Below are 15,771 nucleotides of genomic sequence, written 5' to 3'. Positions count from 1 at the left end.
GAATGCGAAAAGCTTTCCAATTTGCAGTTTGTATATAGGAAGTGAGAAGAATGATGAATTGGATCAAATTCATCGCAGCTTTCCTTCTGGCGTTATCTCTTATCATTATTGTCATCGTTTTTTATAATGCCAATACACCTTTTTCAAACGCCAAAGAACAGGCGGAAGAAGATGCATTGAAGTACGGTGCTTTGAGTTCTGTCGATCGTACTACGATCTATAATGGCGCCGTTTCGATGGTGACCGTATTCGGCAAAGATGACAAAGACAATGAGAAAGCGGTTTTCATTGAAGGAAAAACAGGAGAAATCCTTGATGAAGTAGTTTTGAAAGATGGCATCGATGCACAAGCCGCAATTGAAACGGTTAAGGCGGAGCTGCCAGTGGAGAAGATCCTCCACGTAGTGCTTGGCTTGGAGGAAGGCCATCCTGTATGGGAAGTCGCATTTAAAGGCGAAAATGGCAAATTGAATTATGTATATGTCTTTTTTGAGAACGGAGAATGGTGGAAACGGATTTTAAATCTTTAGGATTGATCCATTTACATTCGATAGATGAAGGGACAAAAGGGAGAGATTCAATTGACAAAGAAGTTAGCAGCAAGAGTAAGTACGTTATCACCATCCACAACCCTTGCCATTACGGCAAAAGCGAAAGAGATGAAAGAGTCGGGCATCGACATCATCGGACTAGGGGCGGGGGAGCCGGATTATAATACTCCCGTAAACATTTTGGAAGCGGCTTATCAATCCATGAAAGAAGGCAAGACAAAATATACGCCTTCCGGTGGCCTTCCTGCATTGAAGGATGCCGTGATTGCCAAACTGAAGACGGATCAGCAGTTGGATTACTCAAGACAGGAAATCATGATCGGCATCGGGGCCAAGCATGTTCTTTACACATTGTTCCAGGTCTTATTAGATCCGGGTGATGAAGTGATCATCCCGACACCTTATTGGGTGAGCTATCCCGAACAAGTGAAGCTGGCTGAAGGTGTTCCAGTTTTCGTTGAAGCTACATCGGAGTCCGAGTTCAAGGTGACGGCAGAACAGATCAGCAATGCTATTACATCTAAAACGAAAGCTGTCATTATCAACTCGCCAGGAAATCCGACTGGCATGATCTATTCGCAAGAGGAACTCCGCCAAATTGCAGAGGTTTGTCTAGAAAAGGATATATGGATCATTTCGGATGAAATCTATGAAAAGTTGATCTATGGAAACGAGAAGCATGTTTCGATTGCTCAGCTATCGGCGGATGCGAAAGCGCGGACATTCATCATTAACGGAGTATCTAAATCCCATTCAATGACAGGGTGGAGAATCGGATATATTGCGGGAGATGCAGAAGTGGTGAGTGCAATGACGAACTTGGCCAGCCATTCGACATCCAATCCGACAACGACTTCCCAATACGCTGCGATTGAAGCGTATAATGGTCCTCAGGAAGCAGTGGAAAGCATGCGGAAGGATTTTGAATCGAGGTTGGAACGAATCTACCCTCAGTTGGCGGCTATTCCCGGCTTTACAGTCGTCAAGCCTCAAGGTGCTTTTTATCTGTTGCCGGAAGTTACTGAAGCAATGAAAAAAACAGGCTTCTCAAATGTAGATGACTTTGCATCAGCACTTCTGACGGAAGCGAAAGTGGCTGTCATACCCGGCTCCGGTTTCGGCTCCCCTGAAACGATCCGCTTGTCTTATGCGACATCGATTGATCTGCTTGAGGAAGCGGTAAAACGAATCCGTTCATATGTTGAAGCAAACTGGAAAGAATAATAGTTCATACTCACGGAGGTACTTATGAAAACAATCATGATTCACGAAATGCCCGATCACGTAGGAGAAACAGTCCGGATCGGAGCATGGGTAGCAAATAAAAGATCGAGCGGTAAAATCGCATTTCTGCAACTTCGCGATGGATCAGGTTTTGTACAAGGGGTAGTCGTCAAAGAAGTTGTAGGTGAGGATGTTTTCGCAAAAGCAAAATCCATCCATCAGGAGTCTTCCCTTTATGTAACAGCGGAAGTGACAGAGGACGAACGTTCTTCATTCGGCGTCGAACTGCAAGTGAAAGATATTGAAATCATTCATGAAGCAATTGATTATCCAATTACTCCGAAGGAACACGGAACTGAATTTTTGATGGATAACCGTCATTTATGGCTACGCTCTCGCAAACAGCATGCCATCATGAAGATTCGTAACGAAATTATCCGCTCCACATATGAGTTTTTCCATTTGAATGGATTTGTAAAAGTGGATCCGCCTATTTTGACGGGCTCTTCGCCTGAAGGAACGACGGAACTTTTCCATACGAAATATTTCGATGAGGATGCTTACTTATCACAATCAGGACAGCTTTACCTGGAAGCTGCAGCGATGGCTCTCGGGAAAGTATTTTCATTCGGACCGACTTTCCGTGCAGAGAAGTCGAAAACACGACGTCATTTGATTGAATTCTGGATGATTGAACCTGAAATGGCATTCGTCCAACATGAGGAGAGCTTGGAAATCCAAGAGCAGTATGTTTCGCATATTGTCCAGTCCGTATTGCAAAACTGCCCATTGGAACTTGAGCGTCTTGGAAGGGATCTATCAAAACTCGAAAAAATCCAGGCTCCGTTCCCAAGGATCTCTTATGATGATGCAATTACGTTCCTTCATGAAAAAGGCTTTGACGACATTGAATGGGGCGATGACTTTGGTGCGCCGCATGAGACTGCGATTGCCGAAAGCTTTGATATGCCAGTCTTCATTACCAATTATCCAAAGGATATTAAATCGTTCTATATGCAGCCGCATCCAGATCGCGACGATGTCGTTCTATGTGCTGATTTGATCGCTCCGGAAGGTTATGGAGAAATCATCGGAGGTTCGGAACGTATTTATGATTACGAATTGATGAAGCAACGAATCAAAGAGCATAATTTGGATGAATCTGCCTACGCATGGTATTTGGAATTAAGCAAATACGGTGCGGTTCCACATTCCGGCTTCGGTCTAGGATTGGAACGGACAGTGGCGTGGATTTCAGGCGTAGAACACGTTCGGGAAACAATACCGTTCCCACGTCTGTTGAACCGTCTTTACCCTTAATTGACGCAGATTTAATACTAGTGAGGTGTTCGGCATGATAGATGAAGAACCGCTCCGTATTTGGATTGAGCAGGGGAATGTCACTATTCCCCAGCTCTTTTTTCAGCACTATAAAGCATTGGATATAAAAGATGTCGATGCGATGCTACTTTTGCATATGTGTGCGTTCCAGGCAGGCGGTTCGCAGTTTCCTACTCCAACCGACCTTGCAGCACGCATGCATCTGACTGAGAACCAAGTATCCGAAATCCTCCAACGTCTCATGCAAAGAGGATTGTTGGAAATCCGGCAGGGACAGGATGAAAACGGAGTGCTGTACGAGCAGTTTTCGATGCAGCCCTTATGGAGCAGGCTTGTAAACATTGTGGTTACAGAAAAGACTGTGGTAGAAGAAAAGAAGGACAAAGAGGAAGAAGGAGAAATCTTCACGTTGTTCGAGCAGGAATTCGGCCGTCTTTTATCTCCGATGGAATGCGAAACGATTACAATGTGGCTGGATGAAGATGGACATGCCGTCCAGATAATAAAGGCAGCCCTGAAAGAAGCCGTACTGGCCCAAAAACTCAGTTTACGCTACATTGATCGTATTCTGTTCGAGTGGAAGAAAAAAAGAGTGAGAACGTTGAATGATGTGGAGAAACAATCCAGGTCGTTCAGGACAGCAATGATACGTCCAGTTCAAAATCGGGAAACTGTCGTAAAAAAGGTTCCTTTTTATAATTGGTTGGAAGAACGGGAATAGGTGATGGAATATGTTGACGAAGAAACAATGGGAAATCTGTCTAGAAGAATTTGGTAGAATGTTTCCCGATGCTCATTGTGAGCTGGTACACGAAAATGCCTTTGAGCTACTCGTCGCCACATTGCTCTCCGCTCAATGTACGGATGTTCTTGTGAACCGCGTTACCGCGGATTTATTCAAAAAATATAAGAAACCTGAAGATTATTTGGCGGTAGAAATAGAGGAGCTTCAAAATGATATCCGCTCGATCGGCCTCTATCGGAATAAAGCAAAAAACATTCAAGCGTTGAGTGCCATTCTGATCGAGAAGTTTAATGGTGAAGTACCGGGCGATAGGGATGTGCTTACGACTTTCCCTGGCGTCGGCAGGAAAACGGCGAATGTCGTTGTTTCCAACGCGTTCGGCATCCCGGCATTGGCAGTTGACACACATGTTGAGCGTGTAGCCAAGCGTCTTGGCATGAATCGTTGGAAAGATTCACCTCTCATGGTGGAAGAAAAGATCATGCGATGGACGCCTATGGAAAAATGGACGGATACACACCATCAGATCATTTTCTTTGGACGATATCACTGCAAAGCCCAAAATCCGGCTTGCGGTGAATGTCCGCTCCTTCCTTTATGCAGGGAAGGGAAGAAACGGATGAAAGGCATTGCATAAGGCCGGAATGGACAGGAAGGCACTGCTATATTCTTGTTGGAACAATTGGCTGGACATGAAAGAAAAAATCGAGGAAGCATATAAGCAAAAGAATCCCGAAGCTGCCAACTTGATTGATATAGCAATCGGAAATTATTTGGAAATGCTAGGTTTATTTATGAACACCGAATCTTCTTCAATTGATATGTCACTGATTGAACCGTTGAATGGAATAGAACGATTGCAATACATCCGTACGAAAAGAGCGGGGCATTTTGCATACGTGCAGTTGGATGCCCTGTATTCCGAGGCGATGAAAAAAGCGGTTAGCCGATTGGCAATGATAAAATAGAAAGGTTCTTTGTCAAATGGCGTTGGGCGAAGAATAGTAGCCAACCATAATTTATTTATTGTAGGCTATCCAAGAAGTCAGTAAATCTGATTTCTCAGGATAGTCCTTTTTCATATAGTCCCCCATATACCCGTTGTTTTCCGTTCCAGATGGACGCTTTCCGCGGGCACGGCTTCAGCCTCCTCGTCGCGAAAAGCACGCTCCTGCGGGGTCTTCAGCTCGCGCTGTTCCCGCTGGAGTCGCCATCTTACACTCCAAACAACTAGTATTGCAATTGTGAATTACATAAAAATAGACAAAAGACTTCTAAGCCTGTTAAATCCTCATAAATGTTACAGCGTCAAAATGGTTCCTGCTGTTTAGCGATGGTTTTAACTTGAAGTGTATAAGAATTTGTTATCTATAGTTCTGGAAGTTTGTATATATATAGGGTACACAATTCAATACCTTGATCTTATTGCTGTTCCCTTCAATCTTCCGTTATTGTAGTGGTAAATAAAACTTTTTAATAAATAGAAGATATTTCCTCAATATATTTAATCTCGTTCTCATATAATTTGAAATTGCAGATGGAAAAGGTTTTTTAATACAAGATGATAGTGCTCTGATGTCCTAATTGGCATAGATTCCATTAATCCTCAATAAAGTTCTTCTCTTATAGTGCAGGATTATACTATAACATCTCACCTACAATACTTTGCCCTTTACGTAGTCTAAACAACGGAGAATACTTATATTTTATGCTGGATAGATCTGTTCGTATTTTTTAATAGTAGCTTCCAGTAACGCTTTAGACGACAATATTTCTTCATAATATCATCCCCATTGGACGTTCGAAGTTGGTTCATGACCTGAATACGACAATTATTTATAGATCGATTAATTAACTGAACCAGATGAAATCGGTCAATGATAATTTTAGCCCGTGAAAATAGGTTCCTTCAATTACACAATCCCCGTTAAAATTAATGTTTTGGTCTTGAATATCAAGCATAGATTTAATACTTTTGGAACATGACAATTGAATTTCCTCCTGGACATGGTTTTGGTCGACTTTTATTCTACAGGGAATCTCACTTGTTTTCTATTTATATAAAAGGATTTTATTTTACCTAGACTCTTCAGCTGGTTGAAGTGGAAAGCGGCGACTCCAGCGGGAACAGCGCGAGCTGAAGACCCTGGACTGAGCGTAGCGAGGGAAGCGGCTGAAGCCGTGCCCGCGGAAAGCGTCCGCTTGGAACTGAAACCAGCGGATTGTAGGATTACCTTATCCAGTATTTATATAAAAAATGACGTTAGTGAAAATCCTCCTCATCTCCTTTTATAGAGATGGAGATTTTCTTTTACCAACGTCATTTTTTGTACAACCAATAAAAAAGCCTGAAGTGATGATTTCCATCACTTCAGGCTTTTTTTAGTTATCCTCCACTGCCATCATCGGTTCCGTCGCCGGAGCCATCATTTCCGCCCGTTCCTGGATCGGTTGTCGCATCACCCGATGAGCCGGAACCGTCGGTCGTATTGTCAGCGTCTCCATCGTTTTCATTGTTGCCGTTGCCATTGTTTCCGTTGTTATTACCGTTATTTCCATTGTTACCACTTCCATTGTTGTTTCCATTGTTGCCGTTATTGCCGTTATTATTTTGGCCATTGTTTTCGCTGTTGGTTTCATCATCTTCTCCGTCATCTATCGAAGGGTCCTCGTCATTCTGTCCCTCTATTAGAAGGGAAGTGGAAACTGGACTGCTTTCAATTTCCCCTGAAATCGCTTTGACATAGAAGGTGTATGTGCGGCCCAGTTCAACTCCGGAGAATGTTACATCATTTACCGAAGTCGTCGTCATGTGCTGCGGCTCACTGCCATCTACTGAAACGGAGATGCTAAATTGTACTGGTTCCGGAAGCATAAGTGCATCTGGATTGTCGTACGACCAATTTAATGAGACAGAGTTCGACTCTGCAACATATTGCGCAGACAAGCCGCTTGGCGCTTCCAGTTCAGTAATTACCTCTTCATCCATTTCAGTCGGCACCGTTCCTCTAACGAACAGCTCTGTACTCTTCAAAGCATCCGGTGTCGAATTGCTTGCAAGAATTGGGGGATTAGATCCCTTGACAATGACCGCTTCTTCAACAGAACTTGGCTGCTTGAACCTCGGTGTAGTTTTTCCTGACACGAGATCAGTCATTACATTCCTGAAAAGGATTTGCGGGACATAGCGGCCTCGATCGTATGTTGAAATGGGTGTATTACGATTTTTGTAACCGCCCCAAACGGAAATCGTGTACTCCGTAGTATAACCGGTGAACCAGCTATCTGGTACGTCAGTGTTTTTCATTCCGTATTTCTTCATTGTTGCAGCATCATAGTTCGTCGTCCCTGTCTTACCGGCCATATCCAATCCAGAGACGTTAGCCGTCTTTCCGGTTCCATAGGTGATGACATCCCGTAAAATATCAGTCACCATATAGGCGGTTGAATCTTTCATGACAGTGACAGGGTCCGGTGCCAAGTTACGCTTGGAGCCATTACGGAAAATGATTTCCTTGACTGCGTGGGGCTTTGTATAAATTCCGCCGTTGCCGAACGGGGCATAAGCACCTGCCATTTGAATTGTCGAAAATTCATATTCTCCTCCGCCGATAGCAAGCGTGGAAGTCATATCATCGTATTTCAGACCAAGCTTGCCTGCAAATTCACGAGCTCGTTTCGTTCCGACTTCCTCAAACACTTTGATGGCTGGAATATTTCTTGAACGGTATAATGCTTCCCTCGCAGTAATCGGTCCCATGTATTTCCCATCTACATTTCGAATCGATATGTCGGTGCCTTTGTATTTATATGGTTCGTCTTTAACGATTTGGGCAGTGGACCAGTTTTCGTTTTCAATGATTGGGCCGTACGACAAGATCGGCTTGATAACCGAGCCGGGTTGCCTTGGGTTATCACCGGAGGCGAAGTTTAAATTGCGCCCGGTAAAGTTCCGTCCACCGCCGATTGCGACGATTTCTCCCGTCTTCGTATTCAAAACGGTCATACCTGCCTGCATCTCATCCGACTCATAGATAGGCGAATTGATCGCCTTTTCTACAGATCGTTGCGCCGACGGGTCAAGGGCCGTCTGAATGGTTACCCCTTCTGAGAGAATATCCATCATTCCGGCTGCTTCCAATTCATCTAATACGATGTCAACATATGCAAGATACTTTGAATCCTTATTTTGTTGGCGTTGATCCTCAGGAAGGAGTGTTTCCGTGACAGGAATGGCTTTTGCCTTCTCCATCTCATCCTTCGAGATTTTTCCGTGTTTGTACATAAGGCTGAGTACAGTATTCCGGCGCTTTTCAGCCCGCTCGGGATTCTTGAACGGATTATAGCGGTTGGGGGATTGAGGCATCCCCGCCAGCAACGCCATTTCATGCAATTCAAGCTCATTCAGATCTTTTCCGTAGAAATCTTTTGCAGCTGTACCAATTCCATAAATGTTGCCCGACATCAGGATTTTATTGAAATACATTTCAAAAATCTGTTCTTTTGAATACTCCTGTTCAAGCTTGAAGGCGAGCCATGCTTCCTGTGCTTTACGCTTTAATGTCTTTTCATGTGATAGAAAAGAGTTCTTAATGACTTGCTGAGTTAGCGTCGATGCTCCTTGTGACCCGAAGCCGCTTCGGAAGTTGGCAAGCACTGCACCGCCCAGCCTCCAGAAATCCATTCCATGGTGCTTGTAGAAACGGATGTCCTCGGTAGCGAGGACGGCATCTTCCATCTCTTTCGGTATATCTTTGTACGGAACGAACTCCCGCTTTTCTGCTCCGAATTTCATGAACACATTTCCATTGCGGTCGGCAATATCGGATGTGAGCGGATCTTTCAATAGATTTTCATCAAGATCCGGTGCGCTGCTTGCGTAAAATGCGAATAATCCAGCTCCACCGATTAGAACCGCTACACCAAGTGCAACGATGCTGAGAATGATTTTCTTTACTAGATTGCTGCCGTTTTTCTTCTTATTATTCTTCCCGCGCCTTTTTTCCGCTTCCATCTGCCGACGTCTGGCTGATCGAGATTTTGTTTGATCACTCATAAGTTTTCCTGCCTTTCAATTGTTTCTGTTCCAGGTTTCTGCAAAAGTGAATCCATAGCAGACAAATAGTCTAGCCGTGGGTTAAAACCTGCATGTATTTCTATGGATATATCTTCCATTTCGGAGAGTGTAATAGATTTCCTTCCTCCTGCTATCATTCTTTCCCACTTTTTTTCGAAGTACTCGTACGGGACGATAAAATAGCGGTCGAGAACGGTGAATTTCACTAACAAAAACGCGATGCCTGCTTGCTCGGTCACTCTTTTCATATGCTCGACCTGATGCTCATGGATATTTTGCAATGGAAAAGAGGACGTACTCTTTGTCTCCTTCGCTTCAAAATCAATATATTTCCCATTCCAAACTCCATTAAAGTCTGTAGTGGATGGAGATCTGAAATATGCTTCGGTAATGACAGCCGCGCTTCTGGCAGGATATTTAACGTGTACAATTTGGATAGGGACCGGCTTCTTATGGATGACGGCTTTATTGTTGGCTAAATAATATTCATTCGTTTCGTTCAACTCGTCCTCTAAGGTTTTTCCCCGGTTGCTGAACGATAGATTTTTATTATCCACTCGGGCAGAGCGTTGTACCGGAATATATTTTTTCCCGTTCGGATATCGAATTGTCATTCCTACCACCTCGCATTTCCTATCATACCATAATGATTGGACGGATTATCGTTCTAAAAGTTCCGCAAAAGTATTGTTCTGCAGGTTTCAAAGAATACACGTTCGTTTAGGTTTGGTGTCCCCACGAAGTTTTGATAGACTATAGGAAAGACTTTGGAGAGGATGGTTCACTTGTTAACTTTATTAGAAAAAACGGAACGGCTCCTTTCTGTTTGTGAAGAGTGCTTGGAAAGACTCCCAGCGATGCGGGAATTGGATCGGGAGCCTGACTTTTTTACAGAAGTAAAACCATATGCAGATACAAACCATAGATTGTTGGACGAATGGACCGAGGAAATCAGAGCGTTGATTCGGGAAGAGAGACCGAAATACATTCATCTTCATCAAATTGAATCGTTGAATGAATCAATGAAGCAATTCATCGTTCAATCTTTTTATGCGAAGACCGGAAAGAAACGTTTTGTCCTTTCCATTAATTCAGCGACGTACACATTAAGAACGGTCTTAGATGAATTGCAACAAAAAGGGAGTGAGCAAGGATGAAGAAGACAAGCGTCCGTGAAACGGTCGAACACTTCTTATCCGACCCTGAATTATCGTCCAATGTTCGCCACTATGAAAAGATTGATGGGAAACTTGCAGAATACGCTGCATTTCCAAAACAGCTTCATCCTTCCATTGTGAAAGCGTTAGCTCAGAAAGGGATAGAGCGCCTATACAGTCATCAGCGCGAAGCGTTCGATATTGCGACGTCAGGTGATTCGATAACTGCTGTGACGCCGACTGCTTCAGGGAAATCACTATGCTATCATCTGCCAGTCTTGCAAAGCATTTTGGAGGATGATTCGTCCCGTGCGCTTTATCTGTTTCCGACAAAGGCGCTTGCACAAGACCAGTTAGCGGATTTGCATGAATTGATTGAGGCGAGCGGAGAGACGATCCTTAGTTACACGTATGACGGGGATACAGCGCCTGGATTACGAACTAAAGTTCGGAAGTCGGGCCATATTGTTTTGACGAACCCCGATATGCTGCACTCTGGCATTTTGCCACACCATACAAAGTGGGTGTCCCTTTTCGAAAATTTGAAATATATCATCATAGATGAATTGCATACGTATAAAGGGGTATTCGGGAGCCATGTCGCACATGTATTGAGAAGATTGAAACGCATTTGCAATTATTACGGATGCAACCCGACGTTCATCTGCACATCGGCGACTATTGCCAATCCGAAAGAGCTTGCCGAGGCATTGACCAATACGCCGATGCGGCTCATATCCAAAAATGGCGCACCTTCTGGCGTTAAGCATTTCATCTTCTACAACCCTCCGATCGTCCATAAAACATTCGGCATCCGGCGAAGTGCCATCCTAGAAGTTCGTGATATTGCATCGTTTTTGTACAGGGAAGGTGTCCAGACGATCATCTTCGCAAAGAGCCGGGTGCGCGTTGAAATGCTTGTCACGTATATGAAGGAATTGACGAAGAAAAAACTGTTTGATCAGACGATCATGGGGTACCGTGGCGGCTATTTGCCATCTGAGCGCAGAAAAATTGAAAAAAGGCTGCGCGACGGAGATATCAAGACAGTCGTAAGTACGAATGCGCTCGAGCTCGGAATTGATATCGGGCAGTTGCAAGCATGCATCATGACCGGCTACCCGGGAAACATTGCGAGCGCCTACCAACAGGCCGGCAGAGCAGGGAGGAGGCAGGATGATGCGTTGATCATCTATGTTGCGCAATCGATGGCACTTGACCAATACATCATTCAGCATCCGGAATACTTGCTTGGCCAAACGCCGGAAGAAGCGAGGATCCATCCCGATAATATGCTTATCCTCATGGATCATTTGAAATGTGCATCATTTGAATTGCCGTTTACGATGACGGAAACATACGGGGAATTTGAAGTTCAGGAACTTCTCGCCTTTCTGGAAGGTGAAGGGGTGCTCGTCAAAACATCCGATAAATGGCATTGGATGACAGACCGGTTCCCGGCAAGTGAAGTCAGTCTACGCTCCGCCTCCCAAGAAAATGTCGTCATTATCGATAAAACGATTCCTAAAGGGACCGTCGTAATCGGTGAGATGGACCGCTACAGCGCAATGACCTTGTTGCACGAAGAGGCGATCTATATGCATCAAGGAAAGCAATACCAAGTCGAAATGCTAGATTGGGAGGAAAAGAAGGCATACGTGACAGAAGTCGATGTCGATTATTATACGGATGCTAATTTAGCTGTGGAATTGAAAGTGATCAGTGAAGATGAAAGCGAGCAACTGGGAGAAGCGAAAGTGGCGTACGGAGATATTGCTGTTTTGGCGATTCCTACGATTTTTAAGAAGATCCGTTTCGACACACATGATAATATCGGTTCCGGTCCAATCTCGCTGCCCGCAGAGGAGTTGCATACTTCATCCACGTGGTATTCATTCGATACCCCGGAAGGATGGAAAGAGTCCGATTTGACGGATGCGCTGACAGGCGCGGCGTACGCAATCCAATCATTCATACCGTTGTTTGTCCGCTGTGATCGGTCAGACATCCATGTTATCCCACAAGTGAAGGCAATCCACACGGGGAAGCCGACAGTTTTCATTTACGATAGTTATCCGGGAGGCATCGGGTTAAGCGAAAAGATCTTTGGCCGTTGGGATGAATTACTGAAAAAGGCTGCGGACCATGTGCGAGGATGTCATTGCGAGAATGGATGCCCTGTCTGTATCGGTGCACAAGAAGAGGGAATCCGGGTGAAACAGGACGTCATCGCTCTTCTGCAAGCCCTCGTTGGAGGCAAGACAAATGTCATATGAAGCAAAAATGATGGAAATGAAGAAACTTCTTAAAAAGAAAGCTCCTAAAACTGACGAAAAGCCCCAAACACAGAAACGTGAAACGCCTCCGCCGCCTCCTTATGAGAAAAGATGGCTCGCGGCAGGATTGACGAAAGAGGAAAATGAATTCGGTGTTGTGTACAAGAAAACTGTCGTTTATGATCTGCATCATCAACATGGGAAATACAAACTTTCAGGTTTATTGAACACCGTGGAAAGATGGCGCGAGTCGCAGGAAATACATCCTCTGGCTCCAGATTTCACTAGGCCGCTCGTCTTCTTCGATACAGAGACGACCGGATTGAAAGGCGCCGGAACGCTCATCTTCCTTATGGGCTTTATCGAATATACAGACGAAGCGTTCACATTGACGCAATATGTGCTGCCAGGCCCCGATCATGAAGCTGCATTCCTCTATGCTTCTGACCTCTGGAAAACGCCTATGTCGATCGTCATGTATAACGGAAAAAGCTTCGATATGCCACAAGTGCAAACGAGATGGACCATGAATAGAAATGTGTTGCCGCAGTTGCTGAAGCATACCGAAATTGATTTGCTCCATGGATCGAAAAGGATCTGGAAAAATGAAATGGACACGTTCAAATTGACCGCGGTTGAGGAAGAACAGCTCGGCTTCTTCCGGGAAGGCGATATTCCCGGCCATATGGCACCAATCATCTACCAGGATGCAGTGAAAAATGGCCGAGCCGAATTGCTGATGAAAGTCCTTCTTCATAATGAATGGGATATCCTTTCCCTCGTCACCTTATATATCCGTTCAACCGACCTCCTATTGCATGGCGATGCGATTTCCTCCGCGAATGCAAAAACGAATATCGGTAAATGGTATACCGATCTAAAATCATTTAGCCGAAGCAAAGATGTCCTTATGGATGTCATTGCAGAATACGGTACAGAAGAACCTATGGCGCATTTCCATATCGGATTCCTCATGAAGAAGGAAGGACTGCATGCAAACGCGATTGAATCATTTGCAACTGCAGCTGCCGGTCTGAAGGGAAGGGAAAAAGTCATCGCGCTTGAGGAATTAGCGAAGCTGTTCGAACATAAATTGAAGGAGCTGGAAAAGGCTCTTTATTATGCGAAGGAAGCAATCCATGCTTTACATGAAGAGCAGGACATGACGGAACGGTTTAAAGTGAGGATGGGAAATGGATTAAGGCACAGGGAAATAAGATTGAATAGAAAGCTATTTCCCGGGGAAGCGCAGTAACCGACAAAATACTGCTCTCAACCGGAAATAGAAAGACAAAGTTGTACAAAATATGCTATACTTGCGACATGTAAACATTGATGGAAGGGCGTCATTTTATGGAAATAAAGCTTGATTCTAAATCAATACTTGAAAAAGAATTTAAAACAGGTTTACGTGGATATAATCAAGAAGATGTGGATTTATTCCTGGACACAGTAATTCAGGATTATGAAGCCTTTAAAAAAACAATTTCGGAATTACGTATGGAAAATGAAAAGCTGAAGGATGAACTTGCTTCAGCAGTCAAACGTCCAGCGGCAACGAATGCCAATACAACGAACTTCGATCTGTTGAAACGGATTTCAAATTTGGAGAAGCACGTATTCGGCAGCAAATTGTACGATCACGAATAAGCAAGTGATTGGCGTAGAAGAAAAACGTTGATATTTGTCGAAAATTGCAGTATACTATTGTAACCATAGTGTGAATTCAGGTAATCGCTGCAACATCAGTTGTAGAGGAAAGTCCATGCTCGCACGGTTCTGAGATGACCGTAGTGTTCGTGCTCGGCGAAAAGATAAGCCGGGGCTTTGCGCAATGCGCATTGACGGCGGGGATAAGTCCTACGTGTGCTTGCACATATGGATGAGGTTCCCTGAAAAGTGCCACAGTGACGTAGCCGACTCGGAAACGGGTAGGATGGAACGCGGTAAACCCCACGAGCGAGAAACCCAAATTATGGTAGGGGCGCTCTTCTGAAGGAATTTAACGGATGAAGGGACAGACACTTCTTTAGACGAGTCTGTAGATAGATGATTACCACCCTAAGTACGAGGCGCAAGCCGTTTGAGTACACGGGAACAAAACATGGCTTATCGAATTTACGATGGTTCAACATAACAATCAATGCTCTCCTTTTCGATTGGAGAGCATTTCTTTGTTATTTGGGATAAAAATTGATGTAAATGACAATAGTAGGCAGACTACATATAGATACGATTAGAATTGGAGTTGGAAATGCATGACAAACTATAAATTGGTCGCCACATCCGCCATGGGGCTTGAATCGATTGTTGCAGATGAAGTGAAGGAACTAGGCTTCCACACACAAACCGAGAACGGCAAAATCTATTTCGAAGGCGATGAAACAGCAATTGCCAAAACAAACATGTGGCTACGTGTCGCGGATCGTGTCCGCATCATAGTCGGTGAATTCACTGCAACGACGTTCGATGACCTTTTTGAACAGACGAAATCCCTTCCTTGGGAACAATATTTGCCTGTAGATGCAAAATTCCCTGTCGCTGGAAAATCGGTGAAATCGACATTGTACAGTACACCTGACTGCCAGGCAATCGTGAAAAAAGCGATTGTTGAACGTTTGAAGACTGCATATAATCGGGTCGGTTTCTTAGACGAAACAGGTCCATTATTTAAACTTGAAGTATCCATTTTGAAAGATAAAGTTACATTGACAATCGACTCAAGCGGGGCCGGCTTGCATAAACGCGGATATCGTGTCGGACAGGGGGATGCTCCGCTTAAAGAGACAATGGCGGCGGCCCTCGTCAAATTGACGCGTTGGAATCCGGACAGACCGTTCGTTGACCCGTTTTGCGGATCTGGAACGATTGCAATCGAAGCGGCAATGATCGGGCAGCAGATTGCACCAGGATATAACCGTGACTTCAGCAGTGAGGAATGGCCGTGGATGGATCAGGCAATTTGGGACCGTGTCAGGGAAGAAGCGGAAGATATTGCGAAGTATGACCAGCCGTTGGATATTACAGGTTTCGACGTAGATCCCCGAATGATCAAAGTAGCACAGCAAAATGCAGTTGAAGCAGGCTTCATGGACATGATTCGCTTTGAGCAGCGTGACGTCAAGGATTTGACTGTTGAAGGTTTGAATGGCGTGCTTGTCGGCAATCCTCCTTATGGAGAACGATTAGGTGAAATCGAGGAAGCTGAGGAACTTGCCCAGATCCTCGGTCATATAATGGATAGGTATCCTTCTTGGTCCGTATACATGTTGTCCTCATTGGAAAACTTTGAAACGATGTACGGAAAAAAAGCTACGAAGAAACGAAAGCTGTTCAATGGATTCATCCGGACAGACTTTTACCAATACTGGGGCCAACGAAAATAAGCAAGCAGAGAAAA

The 15,771-nt window shown here is 44.5% G+C and carries 13 protein-coding genes, 1 other RNA gene and 1 pseudogene; 12 read left to right on the top strand and 3 right to left on the bottom strand.

From position 1 onward, the window contains the following. Positions 1 to 50: 50 nt before the first annotated feature. Genes M3191_RS04245 through M3191_RS04220 form a run of 6 tightly spaced genes read left to right on the top strand, consistent with a single transcriptional unit; the run spans position 51 to position 4,829 of the window. Positions 51 to 530 (top strand): DUF5590 domain-containing protein, encoded by a 480-nt coding sequence (locus tag M3191_RS04245; RefSeq protein WP_251698359.1) that lies wholly within the window; start codon positions 51 to 53, stop codon positions 528 to 530. A 24-nt stretch (positions 531 to 554) separates the two neighbouring features. Next, entirely contained in the window at positions 555 to 1,775 is a 1,221-nt protein-coding gene (locus M3191_RS04240; protein WP_251698357.1) for a pyridoxal phosphate-dependent aminotransferase, read from the top strand. A gap of 24 nt (positions 1,776 to 1,799) precedes the next feature. Further along, positions 1,800 to 3,095 carry an asparagine--tRNA ligase gene (gene asnS / locus M3191_RS04235; protein ID WP_251698355.1) on the top strand — a complete coding sequence of 432 codons (1,296 nt, stop codon included), beginning with the start codon at positions 1,800 to 1,802 and terminating at the stop codon, positions 3,093 to 3,095. A 34-nt stretch (positions 3,096 to 3,129) separates the two neighbouring features. Further along, positions 3,130 to 3,837, top strand: coding sequence for a DnaD domain-containing protein (locus M3191_RS04230; RefSeq protein ID WP_251698354.1), 708 nt, complete (start codon positions 3,130 to 3,132; stop codon positions 3,835 to 3,837). A 10-nt stretch (positions 3,838 to 3,847) separates the two neighbouring features. Further along, positions 3,848 to 4,498 carry an endonuclease III gene (gene nth, locus M3191_RS04225; protein ID WP_251698352.1) on the top strand — a complete coding sequence of 217 codons (651 nt, stop codon included), beginning with the start codon at positions 3,848 to 3,850 and terminating at the stop codon, positions 4,496 to 4,498. Continuing rightward, on the top strand, positions 4,491 to 4,829 hold the full coding sequence (locus M3191_RS04220) for a YpoC family protein (RefSeq protein ID WP_251698350.1): 339 nt from the start codon (positions 4,491 to 4,493) through the stop codon (positions 4,827 to 4,829). The genes nth and M3191_RS04220 overlap by 8 nt, the downstream gene beginning before the upstream one ends. Before the next feature lie 764 nt (positions 4,830 to 5,593). On the opposite strand, the pseudogene M3191_RS04215 reads toward M3191_RS04220, so the two are convergent. The 3 genes and pseudogenes from M3191_RS04215 to recU all read right to left on the bottom strand — a co-directional run. Further along, positions 5,594 to 5,770: pseudogene (locus M3191_RS04215) on the bottom strand (transposase); the annotation flags it as partial. Positions 5,771 to 6,247: 477 nt separating this feature from the next. Further along, a complete protein-coding gene (locus M3191_RS04210; RefSeq protein WP_251698341.1) occupies positions 6,248 to 8,917 on the bottom strand; it encodes a penicillin-binding protein 1A in 2,670 nt (889 codons plus the stop codon). Continuing rightward, on the bottom strand, positions 8,914 to 9,552 hold the full coding sequence (gene recU / locus M3191_RS04205; RefSeq protein WP_251698339.1) for a Holliday junction resolvase RecU: 639 nt from the start codon (positions 9,550 to 9,552) through the stop codon (positions 8,914 to 8,916). Before recU ends, M3191_RS04210 begins: the two co-directional genes overlap by 4 nt. A gap of 162 nt (positions 9,553 to 9,714) precedes the next feature. On the opposite strand from recU, the gene M3191_RS04200 reads away from it, so the two are divergent. From M3191_RS04200 to M3191_RS04175, 6 genes are all read left to right on the top strand, one after another. After that, positions 9,715 to 10,095 (top strand): YppE family protein, encoded by a 381-nt coding sequence (locus M3191_RS04200; protein ID WP_251698337.1) that lies wholly within the window; start codon positions 9,715 to 9,717, stop codon positions 10,093 to 10,095. Then, on the top strand, positions 10,092 to 12,371 hold the full coding sequence (locus tag M3191_RS04195) for a DEAD/DEAH box helicase (protein WP_251698335.1): 2,280 nt from the start codon (positions 10,092 to 10,094) through the stop codon (positions 12,369 to 12,371). The genes M3191_RS04200 and M3191_RS04195 overlap by 4 nt, the downstream gene beginning before the upstream one ends. Beyond that, positions 12,361 to 13,626, top strand: a complete 1,266-nt coding sequence (locus M3191_RS04190) for a ribonuclease H-like domain-containing protein (RefSeq protein WP_251698333.1) — start codon at positions 12,361 to 12,363, stop codon at positions 13,624 to 13,626. Before M3191_RS04195 ends, M3191_RS04190 begins: the two co-directional genes overlap by 11 nt. Before the next feature lie 98 nt (positions 13,627 to 13,724). Continuing rightward, a complete protein-coding gene (gene gpsB, locus M3191_RS04185) occupies positions 13,725 to 14,021 on the top strand; it encodes a cell division regulator GpsB (protein ID WP_251694620.1) in 297 nt (98 codons plus the stop codon). Between the two features lie 72 nt (positions 14,022 to 14,093). Next, positions 14,094 to 14,488: RNase P RNA component class B (gene rnpB / locus M3191_RS04180), an RNA gene on the top strand. 141 nt (positions 14,489 to 14,629) lie between these two features. Then, entirely contained in the window at positions 14,630 to 15,757 is a 1,128-nt protein-coding gene (locus tag M3191_RS04175; protein WP_251698331.1) for a THUMP domain-containing class I SAM-dependent RNA methyltransferase, read from the top strand. Positions 15,758 to 15,771: the final 14 nt, after the last annotated feature.

Source organism: Sporosarcina luteola (genome assembly GCF_023715535.1).
Taxonomy (GTDB): domain Bacteria; phylum Bacillota; class Bacilli; order Bacillales_A; family Planococcaceae; genus Sporosarcina; species Sporosarcina luteola_B.
This window is presented reverse-complemented; position numbering and strand designations above follow the sequence as displayed.

Excerpts from the sequence above, each read along its gene's own strand:
- M3191_RS04245 (WP_251698359.1), top strand. The coding sequence starts at position 51 with ATGATGAATTGGATCAAATTCATCGCAGCTTTCCTTCTGGCGTTATCT.
- M3191_RS04240 (WP_251698357.1), top strand. The coding sequence starts at position 555 with ATGAAGGGACAAAAGGGAGAGATTCAATTGACAAAGAAGTTAGCAGCA.
- asnS (WP_251698355.1), top strand. The coding sequence starts at position 1,800 with ATGAAAACAATCATGATTCACGAAATGCCCGATCACGTAGGAGAAACA.
- M3191_RS04230 (WP_251698354.1), top strand. The coding sequence starts at position 3,130 with ATGATAGATGAAGAACCGCTCCGTATTTGGATTGAGCAGGGGAATGTC.
- nth (WP_251698352.1), top strand. The coding sequence starts at position 3,848 with ATGTTGACGAAGAAACAATGGGAAATCTGTCTAGAAGAATTTGGTAGA.
- M3191_RS04210 (WP_251698341.1), bottom strand. The coding sequence starts at position 8,917 with ATGAGTGATCAAACAAAATCTCGATCAGCCAGACGTCGGCAGATGGAA.
- recU (WP_251698339.1), bottom strand. The coding sequence starts at position 9,552 with ATGACAATTCGATATCCGAACGGGAAAAAATATATTCCGGTACAACGC.
- M3191_RS04200 (WP_251698337.1), top strand. The coding sequence starts at position 9,715 with ATGGTTCACTTGTTAACTTTATTAGAAAAAACGGAACGGCTCCTTTCT.
- M3191_RS04195 (WP_251698335.1), top strand. The coding sequence starts at position 10,092 with ATGAAGAAGACAAGCGTCCGTGAAACGGTCGAACACTTCTTATCCGAC.
- M3191_RS04190 (WP_251698333.1), top strand. The coding sequence starts at position 12,361 with ATGTCATATGAAGCAAAAATGATGGAAATGAAGAAACTTCTTAAAAAG.
- gpsB (WP_251694620.1), top strand. The coding sequence starts at position 13,725 with ATGGAAATAAAGCTTGATTCTAAATCAATACTTGAAAAAGAATTTAAA.
- M3191_RS04175 (WP_251698331.1), top strand. The coding sequence starts at position 14,630 with ATGACAAACTATAAATTGGTCGCCACATCCGCCATGGGGCTTGAATCG.